General features: G+C 62.8%; 14 protein-coding genes. 6 read left to right on the forward strand and 8 right to left on the reverse strand.

Annotated features, from left to right (window positions below):
* Positions 1-10 precede the first annotated feature (10 nt).
* From tolA to AXF13_RS02790, 7 genes are all read right to left on the reverse strand, one after another.
* Positions 11-973, reverse strand: a complete 963-nt coding sequence (gene tolA / locus AXF13_RS02760) for a cell envelope integrity protein TolA (protein WP_062251554.1) — start codon at positions 971-973, stop codon at positions 11-13.
* Positions 974-979: 6 nt separating this feature from the next.
* On the reverse strand, positions 980-1,435 hold the full coding sequence (locus tag AXF13_RS02765) for an ExbD/TolR family protein (protein ID WP_062251555.1): 456 nt from the start codon (positions 1,433-1,435) through the stop codon (positions 980-982).
* 2 nt (positions 1,436-1,437) lie between these two features.
* Entirely contained in the window at positions 1,438-2,133 is a 696-nt protein-coding gene (locus AXF13_RS02770) for a MotA/TolQ/ExbB proton channel family protein (RefSeq protein ID WP_008686141.1), read from the reverse strand.
* A gap of 217 nt (positions 2,134-2,350) precedes the next feature.
* Positions 2,351-4,297 (reverse strand): sigma 54-interacting transcriptional regulator, encoded by a 1,947-nt coding sequence (locus AXF13_RS02775; protein ID WP_062251556.1) that lies wholly within the window; start codon positions 4,295-4,297, stop codon positions 2,351-2,353.
* A 162-nt stretch (positions 4,298-4,459) separates the two neighbouring features.
* A complete protein-coding gene (locus AXF13_RS02780; RefSeq protein ID WP_062251557.1) occupies positions 4,460-5,941 on the reverse strand; it encodes an SLC13 family permease in 1,482 nt (493 codons plus the stop codon).
* An 89-nt stretch (positions 5,942-6,030) separates the two neighbouring features.
* Complete coding sequence (locus tag AXF13_RS02785; RefSeq protein WP_062251558.1) at positions 6,031-7,185, reverse strand: sulfotransferase family protein; 1,155 nt, start codon at positions 7,183-7,185, stop codon at positions 6,031-6,033.
* A gap of 180 nt (positions 7,186-7,365) precedes the next feature.
* Complete coding sequence (locus AXF13_RS02790) at positions 7,366-8,133, reverse strand: sulfite exporter TauE/SafE family protein (RefSeq protein ID WP_062251559.1); 768 nt, start codon at positions 8,131-8,133, stop codon at positions 7,366-7,368.
* A 286-nt stretch (positions 8,134-8,419) separates the two neighbouring features.
* On the opposite strand from AXF13_RS02790, the gene AXF13_RS02795 reads away from it, so the two are divergent.
* Positions 8,420-10,183 carry a DEAD/DEAH box helicase gene (locus tag AXF13_RS02795; protein ID WP_062251560.1) on the forward strand — a complete coding sequence of 588 codons (1,764 nt, stop codon included), beginning with the start codon at positions 8,420-8,422 and terminating at the stop codon, positions 10,181-10,183.
* A gap of 132 nt (positions 10,184-10,315) precedes the next feature.
* Here the strand turns inward: AXF13_RS02795 and AXF13_RS02800 are convergent, their stop codons facing one another.
* Positions 10,316-14,962 (reverse strand): EAL domain-containing protein, encoded by a 4,647-nt coding sequence (locus tag AXF13_RS02800; RefSeq protein WP_062251561.1) that lies wholly within the window; start codon positions 14,960-14,962, stop codon positions 10,316-10,318.
* Positions 14,963-15,327: 365 nt separating this feature from the next.
* Here AXF13_RS02800 and AXF13_RS02805 point away from each other — a divergent pair, with 365 nt between their 5' ends.
* The 5 genes from AXF13_RS02805 (at position 15,328) to hflC (ending at position 21,452) form a co-directional block, all read left to right on the forward strand.
* Entirely contained in the window at positions 15,328-16,779 is a 1,452-nt protein-coding gene (locus AXF13_RS02805) for a TolC family protein (protein ID WP_062251562.1), read from the forward strand.
* Positions 16,780-16,962: 183 nt separating this feature from the next.
* A complete protein-coding gene (locus AXF13_RS02810; RefSeq protein ID WP_009303875.1) occupies positions 16,963-18,621 on the forward strand; it encodes a ribonuclease J in 1,659 nt (552 codons plus the stop codon).
* Positions 18,622-18,944: 323 nt separating this feature from the next.
* Positions 18,945-19,205 carry a hypothetical protein gene (locus tag AXF13_RS02815; protein ID WP_062251563.1) on the forward strand — a complete coding sequence of 87 codons (261 nt, stop codon included), beginning with the start codon at positions 18,945-18,947 and terminating at the stop codon, positions 19,203-19,205.
* Positions 19,206-19,437: 232 nt separating this feature from the next.
* On the forward strand, positions 19,438-20,604 hold the full coding sequence (hflK, locus tag AXF13_RS02820; RefSeq protein WP_062251564.1) for an FtsH protease activity modulator HflK: 1,167 nt from the start codon (positions 19,438-19,440) through the stop codon (positions 20,602-20,604).
* Positions 20,604-21,452, forward strand: coding sequence for a protease modulator HflC (hflC, locus tag AXF13_RS02825; protein ID WP_062251565.1), 849 nt, complete (start codon positions 20,604-20,606; stop codon positions 21,450-21,452). Before hflK ends, hflC begins: the two co-directional genes overlap by 1 nt.
* Positions 21,453-21,473: the final 21 nt, after the last annotated feature.

Consider the following 21,473-nt stretch of genomic DNA (forward strand, 5'->3'; position numbering starts at 1 on the left):
TAGACCCTGCTCAGCGCCCCATGAGCTCATCGAAGGTGAATACCAGGTCCAGGTCCGAGTATTCAGCCGAGGGCGGCGGCGGGAATTCCCCGGCCTGGCCGGTGCGCACCACCGCGTTGACCGCCGAGGCGTCGTACTGCGAGTTGCCGGAACTCTGGCTGATTTCAGCCTGGAGCACTTTGCCCTGCATGTCCACCTTGACCCGGACCACGCAGCTCAGATTGACCCGCCCGGCCGAGGCGAAACCCCAGTTGGGACGCACGGCCAACATGACCTGGCCCATATAGACATCGCCCAGACCGCCCCCGCCGGGGCCGTCGCCTTCGCCGCCGCCGCCACCGCGATTGCCCCCGGCCTTGCGCTGGGCCTGGGCCAGGGCCTGCTCAATGGCGTTGCCCCGGTCGCCCGAGTCGGCGCGGGAACTGGCCTTGCGGGCCTTCTGCAATGCGGCGGCAATGGGATCTTCCCTGGCTTTGCCGTCTTTCTTGGACTTTTCGTCTTTTTTAGGCTTGTCGGCCTTCTTGGGCTCTTCCCTTTTTTCCTGCTTCTTGGGTTCTTCCCTGGGCGCTTCTTCCTTCTTGGGCAGGTCTTTCTTTTTCTGGGCTACCGGGGTGGCCTCTTCCTTGGCCGGTATCGGCTTGGGAGGCTCCTTCACGGGCTCGGGCCGTTTGACCGGCGCGGCCTCCTTGGGCGGCGCGGGCACGGGCGCGGGTTCCTTGACCTCTTCCCGCGCGGGCGCGGCGATTTCATTCTTGGGCGCGGGCGGGGTGGGGGCCTGGGGGCCGTCCCCCGGTTCGCCCATATGTCCCAGAATGGGCGAGGGCGTCCGGTTGCCGCCGGGCGCGCCTTCCACCAGGCTGATCATCACCGGCGGCGTGTCCAGCCGCACCGGCGGATGGCTGGGCCAGAACCAGATCAGCAGAAAGGCCGCCAGATGCAGGCAGAAGGAAAGAACGTAGGAGGCCAGGCGCATGCGAACCTACTTCCGGGTTCCGGCGGCAGCGGGTTTCGCGCCGCCGGGGGCCGCGCCCTCGGGCTGTTCGGCCATCACGCCCAGCTTTTCAATGCCCACGGCCTTGATATGCCCCATGACTTCCACCACGATGCCGTAGGGCACTTCCTTGTCGGCCTGCAAAAAGAGGCTCTTGTTCTTTTCCTTGACCAGGCGCTGGAGGTAGCCCTCCAGGTCTTCCATGTTGTCCACGCCGTATTCGTCCAGAAAAATCTTGCCGTCACGCCGCACGGTGAGGACCATGTGGTCCGCCTCGGTGGGAAGGACTTCCACCTGTTTGGTCTGGGGCAGATCCACGTCCAGGCCCTGGCTCATCATGGGCGTGGCGACCATGAAGATGATCAGGAGCACCAGCATCACGTCCACAAAGGGCGTGACGTTGATCTCCGAGACGAATTTGCTGTTGCCGAGGCTCGCGCCCATGACTACAGCTCCGTGGCGCCCGCGCGCTGCACGGGGCGGTGGGCGTTGAGCTCGCGCTGGACGCGGTTCAGGAAGAAGCCCGCGAAATTGACCAGCAGGGTGTCCACCTGGGAGAGTTTGCCCATGAAGATGTTGAAGCCCACTGTGGCGGGCACGGCCACGCCCAGGCCGATGGCCGTGGCCACCAGGGCCTCGGAAATGCCCGGCGCCACCGTGGCCAGGGAGGCGGATTTGAGCATGCCGATGGAATGGAACGAATTCATGATGCCCCAGACTGTGCCGAACAGGCCGATAAAGGGCGCGGTGTTGGCCGTGGTCGCCAGAAGTGAGAGTGAACGCTGCAGGCGGGCCAGTTCGCTGGCCACGCCCTGGCGCAGGGCGCGGCGCACATTGTCCACCACCACTTCGCTGGAATTGCCCAGCTCCTTGGAGCGGTTGAACTCCAGCACGCCCTGATGGGCGATGTAATAGAGCGGCGAGGCCGGGTCGGAACCCAGAGACTGCACCGCCTCGCGCAGGCTGGCCGCCTTGTCGAAGCGCTCGGCGCCGCTCAGGGCCTTACGGCTGGCGGCGTTGAGCGCGATGAACTTCTGGATCATCATCCCCCAACTGCCGATGGACATGAGCACCAGAAGCGCCAGCACGGCCTTGGCTATCAGGCTTGCCTGGGCGATCATCGAAAAAAAGCTGAATTCCATGTGGTTCTCCGTAACAATGCACGATCAAAGCCGCACGCGGGACGGAGCGGCGGACGCAAAAAAACGTCCACCGCAAAGGGGCGGAAGCGCCGGAGCCCGCGACTGGGCTTCGAGGCGAACAATGCAACGAGAGAGCTCTTTTTTCAAGATTTTTTTTAGAACCCGGGCGCGTTTTCATTCCCGAACGGAAACACGCACGGAGGGGCGCCAAGTGGCACTAGCGCGGGCCGCCTTTCATTTTGCGCCAGAGGGTATTGGCGCTGATGCCCAGATTTTTGGCGGCGCGGCCGCGATTGTGCGCGCATTTTTCCAGTTCGGCGCGGATGATTTCCTGCTCCAGGTTTTCCAGGCGTTCTTTGAGGCCCCCCTGTCCGTGCGTGCCGCCCGTCGGGGCCGGGAGGCCTGCTGTTGCCCCGGCAGATCCGGAAGGCGTGACGGAGGGGGCCAGGCGCCCTTGGGTGACGCGCAGGTCGTCGAGCAGCTTTTCCAACAGGGCTTCGTCGCAGGCGTCGGCGTCTGAAAGCAGGCAGTAGCGGCGCAGCAGGGCGTCCAGCTCGCGCACGTTGCCGGGCCAGGAGTAACCCTCCAGCAGGCGCAGGGCGCGTTGCGAAAGTTTTTTGCGCGCCATGGCCAGTCTGTCCAGCATATGCCGGGCCAGCGCGGGGATGTCTTCCGGCCGCTCGCGCAGGGGCGGCGTTTGCAGGCGCAGCAGGGAGAGACGGTAGTAGAGATCCGCCCGGAAGCGTCCGGCCCGCACCTCCTCCACCAGGTCTTTCCAGGACGAGCTGATGACGCGGGCATTGACGGCAATGGGCCTGTCGCCGCCCAGGCGGAAGATTTCGCCGGTTTCCAGCACGCGCAACAGACGGATCTGCACGGCCGGGCTGATGTCCGCGATCTCGTCCAGAAAGATGGTGCCGTCCTGGGCCATTTCAAACAAGCCTTCCTTGCCGCCGCGCCGCGCGCCGGTGAACGCGCCCTCGTCATAGCCGAAGAGTTCGCTTTCCAGCAGGGTTTCGGGCAGCGCGCCGCAGTTCAGGGCCACAAAGGGGCCGTTTTTGCGTGGTCCGGCCTGGTGCAGGGCATGCGCCAACAGCTCCTTGCCGGTGCCGCTTTCGCCATGGATGTGCAGGGCCGCGTCCGCATCGGCGAAACGCGCGGCCTGAAGCCGCAAGGCGTGCATGCTCGGACTTGCCCCCAACAGGCTGTCCAGACTATGGCGGGCCGTGAAACCTCGCTGACCGCGGTTTTTGAGTTTACGGGTCAGGTCGCGCAGACGCGCGGCCGGAGCAAAGGCCGCCAGCGCGCCGCGCAGTTTGCCGTCCACCAGTACCGGGCGGGTATTGATGACCAGCTCCCGGCCGTTGACGCGGCGGATGATGCCCTCTTCGCCCCGGCCGGTTTTCAGGGCTTTGGCGATGCCCAGGCTCTCCGGCAGGCCGGTGCCGTCGACAACCGGAGCGGACATCCCTTCCAGCAGAGCTTCAGCGGCACGGTTGCTGGTGGCTGTACGGCCCTCGGTGTCCACCCCCACAATGCCTTCGTGCAGGGATTCCAGCACGCCGCGCAGCCAGGCCGTCTGTTCCCGGTCCTGTTGTTGGGAGCGGGCGATATTCAGGGCCTCGTCCAGAGCCCGTTCCAGAGCCTCCTCGCCCGGCTTGACCACCACGCCCCGGCAGCCCTGGGCCTGGGCGATTTCAGCGCAGATGCCCCCGCCCACCACGCAACCCACGCCCTGAGCCACGGCCTGGCTGATTCCGGCCACCAATTCCTGAGTGGTGGTGAAGGGCACAGGCAGCAGGCGGACGTGCAGCAGTTCGGCGAACAGCGCGGGCCAGCGGGGTATCGCGCCATAGCAGGTGCAGGCGATATGCTGCGTCTGTTCGCGTGCACAGATCAAGGCCTCGAGGATGTCCAGATGGCTGCGGGCGATGGTCACCACCGGACGGCGCAAATGGCGGCGCAGCAGTTTGCCGGTGCCTCCGCCGCCCAGGATCACGTCCGTGCCGTCGTCCAGCAGGGCGCGGGCCACGGGCAGGGCTTCCTCCATGGTCGCCAGGCGGATTTCCATGTGCAGATGGCGCGCAGCGGCGTAGTCGCGCACGGTTTGGGCCACGGGCAGGGAGTTGGAGACAAAGGCGAAGTGAAAGGAATCGTTGCGCATGGCTGTATTCCGTGGAGGAGGTTGCCGGGAATGCCGGATGGTGTTCCGGCGGTGGCCGCCGCCCTCGGAAAAGGTCAACCGCGCCCGCCTTGCGGGCGGGCACGGTAACGGAGGGGCGGGCCTCCCCCTGTGAGAGGCCCGGCATGCGGGAAAAGGGACGGCTTACGCGGGCGGCAGAATGTAGAAGTCCAGGCCCATCACCACCACGGTCAGCCAGAAGTAGAGGATGGTGATGCCCACGGAGACCACCGCCGCCACAAGACCCCAGAGGAACATGGTCCGCAGGTTGGCTCCATAACCGGCCACAATGCCCTGCGCGCCGGTGGCCGAAGCCACGGCATAGCTCCAGCTGATGGCCGCGCCGGTGATCCAGACCCAGGGCACAGCGCCGAATTGCAGGCCGCGCCAGTGGTCCATGGCTTCTATGGCCAGCGGCACCATGACCCCGGCTGCCGCCGTGTCGCTGGTGACCTGGGAAAGAGCGTTGGCCGCCACGCTCCAGGCCACGATGGAAAAGGTGTCGCTGACGCCCACAAAGGCCGTGATCCATTGGCCGAACACGGCGGACGCCCCGGTGGCGCCCAGAATTTTGCTCAGAGCCACGGCCGCGGGCCACATGAAGAGAATAGTCACCGGAAAATGCTCCCGCAAGGTCCTGGGGGAAAGAATGTTTTCGCCTTTGGCCGCGCGGGAGGGCCAGAACAGCAGGAGCAGGGGAATGATGCAGAACAGCTGGGTGGGCTGGAGCCAGGCCCACTGCGGCCCTTTGGCATACGGGGCGTAGAGCGGCTGGAGCACGGCCAGCGCGATGGCCAGGGCGAAACCGTAGAAGGAGACTTTTTCCTCATAGCTCATGGGGCCGAGCTTCGCCAGCTCCTGGCGGTAAAATTCCTTGCTGCCGCCGAAGGTCTCCCGGTCCGTCTTCATGAAGTACATCATGACGCCCACGCCGAGCACCACCAGCATGGAAACGGGCAGCATGCGCAGGGTCCAGTCGATGAAATAGATGTTGTAGCCCAGATACTTGTTGAGCAGGCCGTAGGTCACCACGGACTGGCCGCCGCCCAGGGGCGTGGCCATGCCGCCCACGCTGGCGCCCCAGGCCACGGCGATGAGGATGTTGGACGCGGCCTTGGAGTTCCAGCGCTCTTCATTCGTGCTGAAACCCGCGTACATCAGCGAGGCCACGGCCACGGGCGCGAACATGGCCGCCACTGTGGTGTTGCCCACCACAAAGGAGGTGACGCCGCAGAGGATGAACCAACCGGCGGTCTGGGCGCGCACGTTGCCGCTGACGCGCATCAGGAAGTTCAGGGCCAGCCGTTTGGCGAAGCCCCAGCGCACCCAGGCGGAAGTGATGGCCGTGGCTCCGAAAATGAGCACGGCCTCTTTGTGCACATAGGCTTCCAGTACCTTGCCCAACGGCATGTAGCTGTAGACGCAGACCACGAAAATGGGCACGAGACAGGTCAGTTTGATATCCACCGCCGTGGTGATCCACCACCAGACCATCCAGAACAGGATGCCGAAGCCGAAACGGGCGTTGAGCGGGCCGAAGCAGGGCAGACAGAGGGCCAGCAGCAGAAGGGCCGGGCCGCTCAGGATAAGCAGAACGCGGCGCGCCGCGGAAGGGGAGTCGGACATGAGCTTTCTCCGGGGCTTTTCCGGCGGGCCGGGGTCCGGCCCGCCGGGGAGAGTTTTCCCGTGCGGTCCGCACGGATATGGCGTGGCCGCTACAGCACCACGTCGCCCACATAGCGCCGCTTGATGGAAAAGTGTTTTTTCCAGCGGGTGGAGGCGCGCAGGCCCGTGATGTATTCCTCGTCGGGATCTCCGTCGGGAAATACCACGGGCGCGTCAGCCGGATTCCAGACGCCTTTTTTGCGGCGTTCTTCGCGTTGGTCGATAAGCCAGTCGTTGTAGCTTTCAAAAACGATATGGCCTTCAAAGCCGTCCAGGGTGGCGGCGCGGATGCGGCCGTCAAATTCGAGGTATTTCTCGATCATCCGCTCGGAAGGCATTTCCGGCTCCACGTCGTTTTTGTAGCCGGCTTCCTCCAGCTCCTTGCCGGCCACGGCGGCGAAAATGCGCCGGTCACGCGGGGAGAGCAGGTCTTTGTGGATGCCCACGTACTTGTCGCTGATGGGCTTGCCCAGCGGGGCGTGGTCGCGCGAAGCGCCGCGCGCCCTGCAAAGATCGGTCTTGTAGAAATCGAACATGCCGTCTTCGAAATCCTCGCCCAGGAATTCGCAGACGTCGCGCATGACCCGTTGCGGTTCGCGCACCAGTTCCTCGTACTTCACGTCCAGCCAGAGGCCCTTGTCCCGCAGCGGCTCGCGCCATTCCCTGACCGCATTCCAGCAGCGTTTCCAGGATTGGGCCGCGCAGTAGATGTTGGTGGGCCCGAAGGAGGATTCCATGTAGTCCACGCAGGCGTCGCGGCCGTCGCGCGTAATATAAATAAACTGCGCGTCCGGAAAGTCATGGTGCATGGGGCCCACAAAATAGAGATTGTGCGGGGTCTTTTCACCCCAGCGCGGCTTGCTCACATACTGGGCGAAGCGCATGTGCATGCCCGCGTAGAGTCCGGCGAAGCTGCGTTCCGGGGCCAGTTCCAGCACTTCGTCCACGATGGTGCGGGGATTGACGCGCATGCCCCAGAAGGGGGTTTTCAGGCCGAAGACCATTTCCTCGGCCAGGACGCGGAAATTTTTTTCCTGCGAGAGATCGCCGTAGGTGTGCAGATAGGGATAGAAGCGCGGGTAGTACCAGACCACTTCGGGCACGGCGATGCGCGAATGGCAACCCAGCAGGGCCATAACCAGGGTGGTGCCGGAACGTTCGGCGCCGATCATGAAAATGGGGCGTTCCTTGAGACGAATGGGCATGGAAGTTCCTCCTGTGCCGTTTGCGGGTGTTTTTCCGGTTTCAGAGAAAAGTGCCTGAAATTTTTTCCTGAACCGGAATCCGCGACAGGGATGTCGCGTTGGAATGCGAAGCATTTCGGCGGCAGCGGGCGGACGTGTCCACGCCGCTGCCGCCGCATAACAACCACATTCATGCGGTTGTTATGCGGGAATGAGCTGAAGGGCGCGCAGGACGATGAACGCGCCCACCACAATACAGACCACGGAAACCACTTTTTTGAGGGATGCCTGGGAAATGCTGTGGGCCAGACGCGCGCCGACCATCACGCCGACCAGCTCGGCGGCCGTGACCCAGAGGGCTGTGCCCGTGTCGATGAAGCCGTGGGCCAGATTGCCCGCACTGCCGGACAGGGCGGCGGTGATCTGGATGACCTGGCTGGTGGCGATGGCCGTGAGGGGTGAGAAGCCGATGATGACCATGAGCGGCACGGAAAGCACCGGGCCGCCCACGCCGGTCAAGCCGGAACCGAAGCCCACCGCGCCGCCTATGGCCAGCAGGAACAGCTTTTGTTTGAGATCGCCCCCGCCGTTCACGCTCCGGTATTCCAGACGGCCGCCCCTGGCCGGGAAGAGGGCGTAGACGCCCGCGAAGATGATCACGGCCCCGAGCAGCAGGTCCAGCAGACGGGCCGGAGCCGCCGCATTGGCAAGGGAGCCGGGATAGCCGCAGAGCAGGCCGCCCAGACAGACGGGAATGGTGATGCGCCAGTCGATGCTGCCGTGCCGCCAGAACAGCCAGGTGCCCAGCAGGCCGGTGAAGATGAAGCTGAACAGGGCCGTGCCCATGGCCGTGTGCGTTGAAAGTCCGGCCAGGACGTTGAGGGCCGGAATCAGCAGAATGCCGCCCACGCCCACGGTGCCGATGAGTCCTCCGACAAGGACCGCCACAAGGAATAACAGAAGAAACATAGCCTGCTCCACGGTTGTGATGCCCTGGAACAGCAATCCGCATGCCATGCTGATTATTTATATCAATATACTGTAATTATTAATTATTATTTTTAGAACGAGGTCGGTTTGAGATGAGAAATTTGCAAATCCGGAAGGAAATATTCCAAGTGTGGAGTAGGGGGCGGCGCCGTTTCCGGAATCGCCCGCAAGTGCAAAAGGCACCAGGGCTTTCGCGCTCATTGTGCATCGGGCGGGATGGGGCTATGATTATTCATTACACGAATTTTTTATCCACAGGAAAAGTATGACCGCATCTTTTGAAGAACTGGGTTTGTCCCAAGACCTTTTGGACGCCGTTAAGGATATGGGCTTTGAGGAGCCTTCTCCCATCCAGGTATTGGCAGTTCCGGCATTGCTGGCCGGGCGGGATGCGGTCGGGCAGGCGCAGACGGGCACCGGCAAGACAGCGGCTTTCGGTCTGCCCATTCTGGAAAAAGTCATTTCCGGAAAGGGCGTTCAGGCCCTGGTGCTTTGCCCCACGCGCGAGCTGGCTATTCAGGTGGCCGAGGAACTGAGCAAGCTGGCCGCGCGGAAGAAAGGAGTCACGATTCTTCCCGTGTACGGCGGCCAGCTCATTGAACGGCAGTTCCGGGCTTTGGCCAAAGGCGCGCAGGTCGTGGTGGGAACGCCGGGCCGGATCATCGACCATTTGCAGCGCGGCACGCTGCGCCTGGACGAAGTGGACGTCGTGGTTTTGGACGAGGCCGATGAGATGCTGGACATGGGCTTTCGCGAGGATATTGAAGCCATCCTGGAGCGAACTCCGGACGGCTGCCAGCGGATTTTGTTTTCAGCCACCATGCCGCCGTCCATCCGGGAGTTGAGCAAGCGCTTTCTGCGCGAGCCGGAAATGCTGACCATTGCCCATAAAATGCTCACCATTCCGGCCATTGAGCAGACCTATTACGAGGTGCGGCCGTACCAGAAGATGGACGCTCTCTGCCGGGTCCTGGATTCGCAGGGATTCCGCAAGGCCCTGGTGTTCTGCTCCACCAAGCGCGGCGTTGATGAAGTGACCACGCACCTGCAGCAGCGGGGCTACCAGTCCGACGGTCTGCACGGTGATCTGGCCCAGGCCCAGCGGGACCGGGTGATGCAGCGCTTCCGTACGGAAGGCCTCGAGATTCTGGTCGCCACGGATGTGGCGGCGCGCGGCATTGACGTGGATGATGTGGATGCGGTGATCAATTACGATATGCCGCATGACGTGGAAAAATATGTGCACCGCGTCGGGCGCACCGGCCGGGCGGGCCGCGTGGGCAGCGCCTTTACTTTTGTCACCATGCGCGAACAGTATAAGCTGCGCGACATCATCCGCTGCACCAAGGCCCGCATCAAACAGGGCCGCCTGCCGACCCTGCGGGACGTGGACAATATCCGCACTTCCCGGCTGCTGGAGGAAGTGCGCCAGACTGTTGAAGCCGGAACGCCGGAACGCTGGCTGGCGCTGGTGGAAGATTTTCTGGCCGAGCGTTTTCCGGAAGGCGGGGTCACCGGCCGCGAGATGGCCGCCGCTTTGCTCAAGCTCCTGATGCAGCGGGATTTCGGCAATCAGGACGCGTCCCGCGAGCCCGATGTTTTTGCCGAACCGCCCCGGCGTTCCGCCCCGGACGGCGCGCCTTCGCGGGACGCCCGGGGCGGGGACAGCCCGAATCCCCACGGACGGAAAAACAGCGCGCCCATGACCAAGCTGCGGGTCAGTGTGGGGCATACGCACAAGGTTTCCCCACGCGAGCTGGTGGGCGCCATTGCCGGAGAATCCGGCATATCAAGCCGCGACATCGGCGCCATCGGCATCCGGCAGCAATACAGCGTGGTGGAAGTGGCCGAGGAAGTGGCCGAGCATGTGCTGGCGGTGCTCAATCGCGGCGTGTTTATCTGCGGGACGCGGGTGAGCGCCGTCGTGGACGACAGCGGCACGGGCGCCGCGCATCCGCGCAAGCCCCCGAACTTCGGCCCGCGCCGCCAGCGGCCCGTAAAATACGGTAAAAAGCCGCGCGGCGCGTGAGCGGGGTGAGTAAGTCAGAGGGGTTGACGCATTTCATGCGTCAACCCCTCTGCGAATCCTCAACTGCGAAATGCGGGTCGGCGGGTTTTGCCCGCCGTAAACGAGCATCCCAACGTTGATTGAAATGCTCGTTTACGGCGCGGCGAAACGGCTTTCTTGTTCCTCAAAGTCGTCCAGAGGAACGGGGCGGGAGAAAACATAGCCCTGCACGGCGTCGCAACCGATGGCCCGCAGAAAGTCCACCTGCTCGGGCAGCTCGATGCCCTCGGCCACAGTGGTCAAGTCCAAGGCGTGGGCCATGCGGACCACGCTTTCGACCACGGCGCGCTCACGGGACGTTCCCTCGGTGTTGCGGAAGAACTCCATGTCCAGCTTGAGCACGTCGAGGTCGATGTTTTTCAGCAGATTCAGGGAGGAATAGCCCGTACCGAAGTCGTCCATGGCCCGGCGGAAGCCGCAACCGGGCAGCCGGGTCATGACTTCGCGGAACAGGGGAAAATCCTTGACCGCAAGGCTTTCGGTGCACTCCAGTTCCAGCATGCCCGGGGAGATGGCGTAGCGCTCCCGCACGGCGGTGTAGCGCTCAAGAAAGTTTTTTTGCCCCAGGCTCATGCGTGAGACGTTCACGGACAGGCGTAGCGGCGGCAGGCCGCGCGAACGGCGCGAGGCAAGGTAGGCGCAGGCCTGTTCAAACATGAAGGCGTCCAGATCCACAATGAAGCCGTTGCGCTCGAACAGAGGAATGAAGTCGCAGGGCGGCACGAAACCCCGCCCCGGCCGCTGCCAGCGCGCCAGCACCTCCGCGCCGATCAGACGGTTGCCGTTGTGGATGTCGATCTGCGGTTGCAGCCATGCGTGGAATTCCCCGTTGCGCAGGGCCTTTTCCATGGATGCTTCGACTTCCTGTTCATAAATGACCTTTTCGCGCATGGCCTTGGAATAAAATGCATAACGGCTGCCGCCAAGGTGTTTCACGCTTTTTTGCGCCATGGTGGCCCGGCCCAGCATATCGTTGAGGCTGAGGGCGTCGTCGTCTTCCACCATGTAACAGCCGCCCACCAGTTCCACGCGGAAGCGTTTGCTGGCCAATTCTTCAAAATGCCCGAGCAGCTCCACAGAGTTGTGGAAACGTGTCTCTATTTCCGCAATATCCCGGTAGGTGCAGAGCAGCACGAAATTGTCCGCCGAGGAGCGCGCGAAGGTCTCCTCCGGGCTGAAGCTGGCGGCCAGCAGGTCGGCCCAGTATTTGAGCAGCCGGTTGCCCACGTCATAGCCGTACATGTCATTGATATATTTGAAATTGCGGAAATCGCAGTGCCACAGGGCGTATTTGCGCCCGGTGCGCGCGGCGAGCAGGCGCGTGGCGTCCAGCTTGAATCCGGGCAGGTTGCTGTAGCCCGTGACCGGGTCATGTTCGGCCCGGTAGCGGAACTGGCGCATGGTGCGCACGTCGCTGTCCACATCGGTGATAAGGCCCACAATGCGGACCGGACGGTCTTCATCGTCGCGGCGGACGGTGACGGCAATGCGGCACCAGAGGAAGGCTCCGTCCCGCCGCTTGAGGCGCAGCGTTGTTTCCGCTTCCGATGATCTGCTGCGCAGAGTTTGGTGGAAGGTATCCAGCAGGGGGCGGTCGTCCGGATGGATCTCCAGTGAGCGCAGCATGCCCATGGGGCCTTCCTGCGCAATGGGATCGCAGACGAACCGCTTTTCAAGGCCGGGCGCATAGTAGACGCCCCGCTCCAGATCGAGATCCAGCACAATGCCGCGACTCTGTTCCACAATAATGCGGTAGCGTTCGTCCTCCAATTTGTTTTGCCGCAGTTGCTCGTTTTCGCTGGAAAAAGTTTCCAGCCGTTTACGCTCGTCAATGCCCATGACGCAGACAAGGAAGGCCTTGCCGGTGGCGCTGACGGGCAGAACGCTGATGGAAACCCAGTGATATGCGCCGTCCTGCCAGAGACAGCGGAATTCATCACGGCTGGGCTTGCCGTTTCCGGCCTCGCGCGCCCGGTAATGGAAGCGGTCGAAGCGTTCCCGGTCGTCGGGGTGGATCATGCCGTCGCGGACGGCGTGCTGGAGCTCGTCCACTGTTCCTTCCGGAGGCAGGGGCAGAAACTCGTCGCCCGAACCGCGGATGGTCCGATAACGCCCGCGCTCCATGTCCAGTTCGTAAATTTCGTCCGAGGTATCCTGAAGGGTGAAGGTGTAGATTTCCGCGATGCGGATCTGCTCGCGCTGCCTTCTGCTTTCGGTGATGTCGGAAATGACGTTGTAGGCCAGGTTCAGGCCCTCGTTGCGCAGGAAATGGAAGCGGGATTCTATCCACAGGATTTCGCCGGACGTTCGGCGAACGCGGTATTCGCGGGACAGGACCTCCTCGCCGCGCGCGCAGGCCGCGCGGAGCTGCGCCAGCCCCAGCTTTTCCCGCAGCATGGTTTTGTCTTCGGGCAGAACCGGATGGAGCAGGGCGTCGCTCAGCACTTGCTCATAGGGGCCTGCCGAGGGAAGCCGGGAGCTGACCGCATGCGCGCCATAGCGGATGTGGTATTGCCCGCTGTCGAGATCAATGCGCAGAATGATGCCGAAGGCGTGCTTGAAGAGCAGATGACGCTCGAACTCCCGTTCCGCCCGGTCCAGAACAAATGCCCGTTCGTCGCGTCCCTTGCCTTTCATCCGGTACATGGCTTCGTCGGCGGCGTGAAAGAGCAGATTGTAGGAGGTCCGCTCGGTGGCGAAGGCCATGCCGACGCTGAGGGCAAGACCACAGTCCGCGTATTCCCTGCCGAGCGAGTCGCGCATGCTCCGTGCCACGCCGTCCGCCATGGCCCCGGCTTCCTGCTCGGAGGGAATGTCCTGCAGAAAGGCGATGAATTCGTCGCCGCCGGTGCGGGCCAGAAAATCCCGGCTGCGAAACTGTTTTTTTAGTATTTCCGCGAAGCGGGCCAGCGCGGCGTCGCCTTCCAGGTGTCCGTGCCGGTCATTGACGCGTTTGAAATTGTCCAGGTCGAAGAGCAGCAGGGCCGAGGCGTGCCCGTGCTGGTGGATGTCGAGATAGGTCTGGATGTATTGCCGGGCGTAGTCGTGATTGTACAGACCGGTGAGCGGGTCCTGGCGGGTGCGCTGCACCAGCTCGTCGTGGCGGAGTTTCCTGTCGGTGATGTCCAGCAGGATGCAGATATAGATCCGTTCGCCGTCCTCGTCCGTGGCCAGGCGGCCTTTTTCCAGAGCCCAGATCAGATTGCCGTCGGCTTTTCTGATCCGGTATTCCTCTTCGTAATAGTCGCGCTGCGGGTCCGCGCAAGCCGCCGTGACGCGCCCTCGGTCCTCGGGGTGGATGATGCCGGCCAGCCTGCCGCCGCAGGCACTTTCAAACTCCTTGCGGGTGTAGCCGAGCAGGGAGAGCAGGCTGTCGCTGACATAGGCCAGCGGCCGCCCGGCCTCGGCGCGGGTGATGAAGGAGCCGCCCGCGATGCTCGAACTGATCAGGGACATGAAGTGCTGCTGGCGCTGGTAGACGGCGTCGCGGCGCTCCTGCTCCTCAATATCCGTATAGAAGCAGTAAATGACGTTGTAGCCGTCGTGGCTTTCGCTGGTCTGGCAGCCGTCCAGACGGATGCGCACGCTCTCGCCGTTTTTTTTGACGAAGCGGCATTTGACGGAAAAGCGCCCTTGCTCCTTGAGTTCACGGATGCTTTTATCCGTGGCCGCCGCGTCGGCGGGGTGCATGATGCGCAATGATTCGTTGTTGAAGAGGGAGAGGATTTCCTCCCGCGTGTAGCCGAGATTGTCGAAAAATTGATCGTTGGCATAGAGCAGGGTATAGCCGGGGTCGTCCAGGATTTTGGCGATGCCGCTGACCACCACCTGGTAAAAAGCTCCGAGCTCGGCGTTTTTGCGCTCCAGCGAGGCCATGCCCCGTTGGAGCCGCTCCTGAAGCCGGCGTTGCTGGGTGATGTCGATGACGATGCTGACAATAACCTTGCGCCCCCGGTCCGTGGTCAGGCAGCCCCGGTCCAGCACCCAGATGAATGAGCCGCCCTTGGCGAGCATGCGGTAGACGACTTCGTAGTGGTCGGAAACCGCCAGGGATTCCGACACCACCCGGTTGACGTGCTCGCGGTCCTCGGGGTGGATGCCGTTGCCGACCATCCCCTGGATATCAGCGGCGAATTCCTCGTAAGAGTCGTAATCCAGGTGGCGGATCAGGTTGTCGTTGACGAAATAGAGAGGAAAGCCCGGCTCCATGAAGCCGCCGATAAGGCCGCCGGGGATGCTGTTCTTGAGCAGTTCAAAGGCTTGTTCCTTGGAGCGGAAGGACATCCCGGCGGTGGTGGTTTCGCCGAGACTGGCCGGAAAAAATCCGCCCTCGTTCCGGTGTTCGACGGGCGCGGAAACGTGGATGGCCCGGATCAGGCAGTCCTCTCCCCGGCAGCGGCAGACGGCGGAAAAGCGCATTTCCAGGCGCGCGGCTTCGCCGCCGGGCAGGGTTGCGGGCAGTCGCAGGACGCCGTCCACGCAGGCGCAGTTTTCGCCGCAGGCAAACGCGCGCGGATCGCACAGTTCATATTTCCGGGGGCCGGGGGCCGCCAGGAATTCCTCGCGCAACGAGGCGCGGAATGTCTCCGGGCCCTGCCCAATGGTTCCCGATGCGCCGATGCCGATCCAACGCACATCCTCACAAAGACAGTGCGCCGCCTCTTCAGGGTCTCTTTCCTGCAGGTAGGCCCTGAAAAAACGGCGGACGGCATCAATGGACCGCGCGGCGGTTGCATCCATAACGGCTATTGTCCTGTTGCTGGTGTATCTTTAGATAATAAAAACGAATTCACGGCCCCGTCAAGGCGGAAAGCGCCGCACCGCCCGTTCCGAGCGCGGACGTCACCGCCGGGCGGGTTCAGTCTGCCGGGCAATTGAATGCATGCCTCATCTCCGGATATGTGAGCATCAAAAACGCGCCGATAACGCCACCCGCGCGGAAAAGGCGGATTTCGCAAAATAACCGCAAAGTTACAGGAGGGCTGCCGTAAGAGTATTTTTCTCTTTCGCTTTGGATACAACGTTCATCCTATTCATTCGATTGCCCTGGCCCGGGATAAAGTCTGTGTTGCCAATGCCGCGTCTGTACGTGTATGCTAGGGGCCATGCGCATAATCGTCTTTTTCCGCCGCGCTCCCGCGCTCTGCCTGCTGGCCGGGCTGTGGCTGGGCTGCGTTGCCCTCTTTTTTGCCGATCCGCCCGTGGCCGAGGCTCAGCCCGCGTCCAGGGCCGGAGCCATGAAGTCCCCACCCGCGCCGCTCTACACGGGGCAGCGTTCCCCGGACGGCAAGGACGCGCATCTGGGCCTGCCGGATGCCGTCAGCATGCCCGAGGCCGTGCAGCGGGCCTTGAAGTTCAATCCCAGCCTGGGGTCGCAGGAATCCCAGAGCCGCTCTTCGGAAGAGGGGCGCAAGTCGGCGCGCGGGGCCTTTGGTCCCAAACTCGGCATGAGCTACACGGCGGTCAAACAGGAAAGGAAAAGTTCGCCCGCCAGCTCGCGCCCGCCGGAACTGGGCACCTATTCCTGGGCCGTGGAAGTTTCCCAGCCGGTCTTTCAGGGGTTCAGGCTGTTGGCCACCTATCAGAAAGCCGCCCTCCAGTCCGACAGCGACAAGGCCTCCCTGCGCAAGGCCGAGCTGGACATGACCGAACAGGTCCAGACCTATTTTCTCGATTATCTGCGCGCCGAGGAAAACGTGCGCAGCGAGCGGGATTCCCTGGCCCGGCTGCGCGACCAGTTGCGCATTACCAAGGCTTTCTATGACGTGGGCCTGCGCCCGCGCTTGGATGTGCTCCAGGCCGAGGTCAATGTGAGCCAGGCGGAAAACCAGCTGATCCAGGTGGAAAACAACCGCGACACCTATCTCGCCAAGCTCAATACCCTGCTGGGCCTGCCCGCCACCGCCAGGGCCGCGTATACGGGCAAGCTGGTCCATGTGCCTTTCCGGCGTTCGCTGGAACAATGTCTGGAGGCCGCCTACCGCCAGCGGCCGGATCTGTATATGGCGGCCAAGTCCGTGGAAATCGCGGGCAAGGACCAGCGCGTGGCCCAGAGCGATTACTACCCGCAGGTAGAGGCCTATTACAACATCAATCAGACCGGCAATACCCCGGATCTGCAACGCTCGGGCGACCGGAGCTCGCGCGGCACCACCTGGGAGGTGGGAGCCCGCGCCACTTGGAATGTCTTTCAGTGGGGCACCACCTATTATGCCGACAAGCAGGCGGGCTGGCTGGTGACCAAGATGCGTTACGAAGAGGAAGACCTGAAGCTCCAGGTGGGCTACGACATCAAATCCAAGCTGCTGGCCGTGCATGAGGCGGAAAAGCGTATTTCCGTGGCGGAAAAGGGCGTGGAGCAGGCCACGGAAGCCTATAATGTGGCCCTGGCCCGCTACCAGGAGCAGGTGGGCACCAACTTCGACGTGCTGGACGCCTCTTCCAAACTGACCACGGCCCAGGCTTCGCTGACCAGCGCCAAGGCCGATTATCTCACGGCCCTGGCCCAGATTTACGTGGCCATGGGTGAATTTCATCCCGATCTGATGCAGCGCTGATTCCTGTGGAGCGCGCCCTGTTGCGGCGGGCTCCGGAACGCATCGCCGACGGCAAAGCTCGGTCCTTGTTTGCGCCGGAAGCGTTTTCCGGCATATTTAATGAACGCGGACGGCTTCCTGGAAGCCATTCCGTCTGTAAGTGCACGATATTGTTATGACGAAAATCAACATACGACGGCAGGCATGAACGAACCTTACCTTTCCATTACCCCCCTGGGGGGACTCGGCGAAATCGGCCTCAACTGCCAGCTCTGGGAAACAGAGGGCGGCGTGGTCATGGTGGACTGCGGGCTGATGTTTCCGGACGACGCCCATCTGGGCGTGGACGTGGTCATTCCGCATTTCGGCGCGGTGAGCGCCGTCAAGGACAAGCTGCTGGGCATCGTGCTGACCCACGGGCATGAGGACCACATCGGCGCGCTGCCCTGGCTGGTGCGGGAACTCAAAGGCACGCGCATTTACGGCTCGCGCTTCACCCTGGCCCTGGTGGAGCACAAGCTGCGCGAACATGAAATCCTGGACTGGGTGGAGCTCTGCCCGGTGGACGCCGGTACCACGCTACCCCTAGGCGACCTGACCTTTCATTTCTTTCCGGTCTGTCACTCCATCCCCGAAGGTTTCGGCCTGGGCGTGGAAACCCCCGTGGGCCGGGTGGTGCACAGCGGCGACTTCAAGCTCGACCCCCACCCCCTGGGCGGCTCGGGCACGGACTTGCGTCTTTTCCGGGAGTTCGCCGGTCCGGAAGGCGCGCGCCTGCTGCTTTCGGACTCCACCAACGTCATGCGCGAGGGGCGTTCTCTCACCGAGCGGGAGGTCAAGGACTCTCTGGGCAAGGTCTTTGATTCGGCCAAGGGCCGCATTGTCATCACGCTTTTTTCCAGCCATATCCAGCGCATCCAGGAAGTCTTCGACCTTGCCAGGGAGCGCGGGCGCACGGTGGTCATCAGCGGCAAGTCCCTGGCGAACAATATTGAAATGGCGCGGGATCTGGGCTTCGCCAAGCTGCCGCCCTCCTTTTTCAACGCCCACAACGGCGTGCCGGATCTGCCGGACGAGCAACTGGTGCTGGTGGTCACCGGCGCGCAGGGCGAGCCGTTGTCGGCCCTGTCGCGCATGGTGCTGGGCGGCCACCGCCAGCTCTGCATCCGCGAGGGCGACACCGTGGTCATGAGTTCGCGCATGATTCCGGGCAATGCCAAGGCCATTTCCCGCCTGATCAATGAAATGTATCGCCTGGGCGCGGAAGTGCTCTATGAGAGCGTGCATGCCATCCACGCCTCGGGCCATGCCCACAGCGAGGAATTGCGCGAAATGTTGCTGGCCGTGCGGCCCGAGCTTTTTGTGCCGGTGCACGGCGAATACCAGCATCTGGTCAAGCACGGCCGTCTGGCCGAAAGCTGCGGCGTGGACCCGGAAAAGATCATCCTGCTGGAGGACGGCCAGCCCCTAAGCATTCTGCCGGATTCCTTCCGCCTGGAGGACCGCGTGCCCGTGGAGTGCACCCTGGTGGACGGCAAGGGCGTGGGCGACGTGGGTTCCGCCGTGCTCAAGGAGCGGCGCATTCTGGGCGATGAGGGCATGGTCATCGTGGTGCTGGTTGTGGATTCGGAGACGGGCAGCGTGCTGCACGGGCCGGAAATGATTTCCAAGGGCTTTGTCTTCGAGCAGCAATACAGCCATTTGCTGGAAGACGCCAAATGCCTGGTGCTGGATGAGATCGAGGCGGCCCGGCCCGGCCAGCTCACCCGCATGCAGGAGGGCATCCGCTCCTCCCTGCGGCGTTTCTTCCGCCGCGTGCTGGAACGCGACCCGGTGGTGGTGCCCATTATCAGCGAAGTTTAGAGCATTTCAAAGTCGATCTGCTCCAGCGGGCGTCGGCCGGTTTTCAGCCGGGCCTTCAACCGCGAGCGCATCAAGCCCGCCGGGAACGCCGACAATGTGCGGCCTTCCGGCGGGCTTGATGCGTTCCGGCGTTTTTTTCAGCTGTCTCCCGTGCCCTGTGGAGGCGGCGCCGATTTTAAACCTGGGGCCGTAACATTAACTATAGAGAACGATAGAGCGAAGAATTTTTTTGCCCGGAAAATCCCGTCTGGCATCAATATTGCTTGTTTCTCCATGGAAGGGCGGCAGGGAAAAATCTGCCGCGAAATATTGAGGAGCAAGCAATGATCAGAAGCAACGGAAGAAACAATGCGCCGTACGCCCTGTTGAGCGCCGCCCTGCTGGGCTGCGCGTGTTTTTTCGCCGCCATGCTCTGGCAGGACGGAAACTCGCTGACGCCGCGCCAGAATCTGGCTGATTACGTACCCAATTTTGCGGTGCAGGCCGATGTGGTACGGGTGGTGCGGGTGGTGCCCCTGGCCGGCAGGTCCCTGCGCAGCCCTTGTGCCGACACCGACGCGCAGGCTGCGGAGGCGGCGCGGTAGGCCGCCTCTGTTGCGACGTCCCAGGCCGCTTGTGGGGCTCCATTTCTCTCTTGGCCGCAAAAAAGGCGCTCCATGCAGCCCTTTTTCATGCGGCTCTTCTTATTGACATGCCTCTCTTCGCCTTGACCAAGGCGGATTCGTGTCCTATTTATAAACACTACTCCTCACGTTGTGGGCGCTGCGGACTGTTATGGGCGCCCCGCACCTCTGAAGCGAAGGTATTGCCTCTACCATGAATTGGGATTGGGATAAACTACAAGAAAAGCGGCAGCGACAGCAGGGGCAGAATTCTCCCCCTAGGCCTCCTCAGGACCAGGATCACGACGAAACCGAGCGCGACGAGCCTCGCGCCCGGCGTACCCCCTTCAACAAGAGGGGCAGCGGGCCGGATGCGAATCCGCTCAAGCGCCTTTCCCAGATGCGCGTGCCCAACGGACGCGCGGTGCTGCTGGTGCTGCTGGCCGTGGTGGGGCTCTGGCTGTTGTCGGGCATTTATATCATCAACCCCGACGAGCAGGGCGTGGTGCTGCGTTTCGGCAAGTACGAACGCACGGAAGGTCCCGGCCCGCATTATGCCTGGCCCGTGCCCATTGAAACGGTCTACAAGCCGCAGGTCACCCAGGTGCTGCGCAGCGAAGTGGGCTTCCGCTCCGTGGGCCAGTCCGCTACCTTCCAGCAGGGACAGGTGCGGACCATCCCCGAGGAAGCCTCCATGCTCACGGGCGATGAAAATATCGTCAATGTGCAGTTCAGCGTGCAGTACAAGATCAGCGATCCCGTGCAGTACCTCTTCAACGTCAGCGCGCCCGCTGCGCTGGTGCGCAACGCGGCCGAGGCGGCCATGCGCGAGGTCATCGGCAACAGCCAGATCGACTCGGCCATCACCGACGGCAAGTTGAAGATCCAGAGCGAGGCCACCCAGCTTCTGCAGCAGATTCTCAACCGCTACGGCGCGGGCATCCATGTCATCGCGGTGCAGTTGCAGGATGTGCATCCGCCGCAGGATGTCATCGAAGCCTTCAAGGATGTGGCCAGCGCCCGTGAGGACAAGAGCCGGATCATCAATGAGGCCGAAGCCTACCGCAACGAACTTCTGCCCAAGGCGCGCGGCCAGGCCGCGGCCATGCGCAATCAGGCCGAGGCCTACAGCGCCACCCGCGTGCGTAACGCCGAGGGCGACGCCTCGCGTTTCGACGCCTTGCGCGTGGAATACGAAAAAGCTCCCAAGGTCACCAAGCAGCGGCTGTATTACGAAACCATGGAAGACATTCTGGCCGGCGCCGGAGAAAAGGTGCTTATGGACGGCGCTGCCGCGGCCCGCGCGCTGCCCTATCTGCCCCTGCCCAGCCTGAGCGCCCCCCAGACCCCCAAGGCCCCGCAGGCCGTGGAGAAAAAGTAATGCGCAAGAATCCGCTGCTTCTGGTTATCGTGGCCCTTGCGGTCCTGGCTCTGGCGAGTCAGTGCTTCTTCACCGTGCATCAGACCCAGAAAGCCCTGGTTCTTCAACTGGGCGAGCCGCTTCCGGAAGTGTACGGGCCGGGCCTGCATTTCAAACTGCCTTTCATTCAGAACGTGGTCTATTTCGACTCCCGCGTGCTGGATTATGAAGCACGCTCGCGCGAGGCCTTCACCGTGGACAAGAAGGCCATTGTGCTGGACAACTACGCCCGCTGGAAGATTATTGACCCTCTCCAGTTCTACCGCACCATGCGCAGTATCCCGGGAGCGCAGGCCCGTCTGGACGACGTGGTTTACTCCCAGTTACGGGCTCTGGTGGGCGCGTACACCCTTACCGAGGTCGTCTCCTCGCACCGCGCGGCCATTATGAAGGAAGTGACCGACAAGGTCTCGGAACTGATGAAACCCTTCGGCGTGGAAGTGCTGGACGTGCGCATCAAGCGCACGGACCTTCCGGCCGAAAACCAGCGGGCCATTTTCGGCCGCATGCGCGCCGAGCGCGAACGCCAGGCCAAGCAATACCGGTCGGAGGGCGAGGAGGAATCCACGCGCATCCGTTCCGACGCCGACCGCCAGCGCGCCCTGATTCTGGCTGAAGCCGCCCGCGAGGCCCAGATGGAACGCGGCAAGGGCGATGCCCAGGCTGCGGCCGCCTATGCCGAGGCCTACAGCAAGTCTCCGGAATTTTATGCCTACCAGCGTTGGCTGGAGGCTATGCGCAAGTCCTTTAAGGACAACAGCAAGATGGTGCTGACCAACGAAGCGCCGCTGCTCAATCTGCAACACTGATGACGCGTTTTCTGCGCGTTA

This window comes from Desulfovibrio fairfieldensis (genome assembly GCF_001553605.1).
Classification (GTDB): Bacteria; Desulfobacterota; Desulfovibrionia; order Desulfovibrionales; family Desulfovibrionaceae; genus Desulfovibrio; species Desulfovibrio fairfieldensis.

Bases quoted from the DNA above. Each gene is read 5' to 3' on its own strand.
- AXF13_RS02805 (WP_062251562.1), top strand. From the start codon at position 15,328: ATGCGCATAATCGTCTTTTTCCGCCGCGCTCCCGCGCTCTGCCTGCTG.
- tolA (WP_062251554.1), bottom strand. From the start codon at position 973: ATGCGCCTGGCCTCCTACGTTCTTTCCTTCTGCCTGCATCTGGCGGCC.
- AXF13_RS02800 (WP_062251561.1), bottom strand. From the start codon at position 14,962: ATGGATGCAACCGCCGCGCGGTCCATTGATGCCGTCCGCCGTTTTTTC.
- AXF13_RS02795 (WP_062251560.1), top strand. From the start codon at position 8,420: ATGACCGCATCTTTTGAAGAACTGGGTTTGTCCCAAGACCTTTTGGAC.
- AXF13_RS02765 (WP_062251555.1), bottom strand. From the start codon at position 1,435: ATGGGCGCGAGCCTCGGCAACAGCAAATTCGTCTCGGAGATCAACGTC.
- hflK (WP_062251564.1), top strand. From the start codon at position 19,438: ATGAATTGGGATTGGGATAAACTACAAGAAAAGCGGCAGCGACAGCAG.
- AXF13_RS02780 (WP_062251557.1), bottom strand. From the start codon at position 5,941: ATGTCCGACTCCCCTTCCGCGGCGCGCCGCGTTCTGCTTATCCTGAGC.
- AXF13_RS02810 (WP_009303875.1), top strand. From the start codon at position 16,963: ATGAACGAACCTTACCTTTCCATTACCCCCCTGGGGGGACTCGGCGAA.
- AXF13_RS02790 (WP_062251559.1), bottom strand. From the start codon at position 8,133: ATGTTTCTTCTGTTATTCCTTGTGGCGGTCCTTGTCGGAGGACTCATC.
- AXF13_RS02770 (WP_008686141.1), bottom strand. From the start codon at position 2,133: ATGGAATTCAGCTTTTTTTCGATGATCGCCCAGGCAAGCCTGATAGCC.
- AXF13_RS02785 (WP_062251558.1), bottom strand. From the start codon at position 7,185: ATGCCCATTCGTCTCAAGGAACGCCCCATTTTCATGATCGGCGCCGAA.
- AXF13_RS02815 (WP_062251563.1), top strand. From the start codon at position 18,945: ATGATCAGAAGCAACGGAAGAAACAATGCGCCGTACGCCCTGTTGAGC.
- hflC (WP_062251565.1), top strand. From the start codon at position 20,604: ATGCGCAAGAATCCGCTGCTTCTGGTTATCGTGGCCCTTGCGGTCCTG.
- AXF13_RS02775 (WP_062251556.1), bottom strand. From the start codon at position 4,297: ATGCGCAACGATTCCTTTCACTTCGCCTTTGTCTCCAACTCCCTGCCC.